We start from the raw sequence: 627 nt of genomic DNA, 5'->3' as shown, positions 1-627 counted from the left end.
GTCATGCCCCCGCAGGCGTGTAGACGGGGATGCCGCTCGACATCATGGTCGCGCTGAATTCGAAGGCGCCATCCGTGTTGCCGGTGATTTCCAGCTGGCTGAGGAACATGGTGATCTCGACCGTGCCGCCGGTCGGCAGGTTGATGGTGACGGGCGGCGTCTCGTAGGGCGCGCCCGCGAGGCAGGCGGCGATCAGCGTCTCGTCGCCGGTGATGCCCTCGACCGACCATTCGGCCGAGATCACGCCCGGCTCGGGCAGGAAGGTCTGGAAACCCTGATCGTCGTCCGAGGTGATGTCGATCCCCTCGCGCGAGAAGCTGGCGGTCTTGTTCTTCACGCCCTTGATGATGGTGCCGTCCCACTCGATGGTGAGCTGACGGCCGGAAAAGCCTACGGTTGCCATGGAAGCCTCACTCCTTGTGCATGATGATCCGGTAGCGCTGCACGCCGTGCCGGGTTTTGCCGTCTGGGCCGACGGAAACGGTTGCAAACTCGCGCAGGCAGTCGAGCAGCTTGAAGCCGGGCGCGGTCAGGGCGGCCCGGTGCAGCAGACCGAAGGCCTCGCCCATCAGCGCCTTGACCTGCCGGTTGCCGGGGGCGCGGGACCAGAAATGGAGCGTCACCGTC

At 66.0% G+C, this 627-nt stretch carries 2 protein-coding genes; both read right to left on the bottom strand.

What is annotated here, in order from left to right; translation table 11 throughout:
- Position 1: 1 nt before the first annotated feature.
- On the bottom strand, positions 2 to 403 hold the full coding sequence (locus BYZ73_RS21565; RefSeq protein ID WP_112317596.1) for a phage tail tube protein: 402 nt from the start codon (positions 401 to 403) through the stop codon (positions 2 to 4).
- A gap of 7 nt (positions 404 to 410) precedes the next feature.
- The coding region (locus BYZ73_RS21560) for a DUF3168 domain-containing protein (RefSeq protein WP_146746409.1) at positions 411 to 627 on the bottom strand (217 nt) is incomplete at its 5' end.

This window comes from Rhodovulum viride (assembly GCF_003265965.1).
GTDB classification, from domain to species: Bacteria; Pseudomonadota; Alphaproteobacteria; order Rhodobacterales; family Rhodobacteraceae; genus Rhodovulum; species Rhodovulum kholense.
This window is presented reverse-complemented; position numbering and strand designations above follow the sequence as displayed.

Bases quoted from the DNA above. Each gene is read 5' to 3' on its own strand.
- BYZ73_RS21565 (WP_112317596.1), bottom strand. From the start codon at position 403: ATGGCAACCGTAGGCTTTTCCGGCCGTCAGCTCACCATCGAGTGGGAC.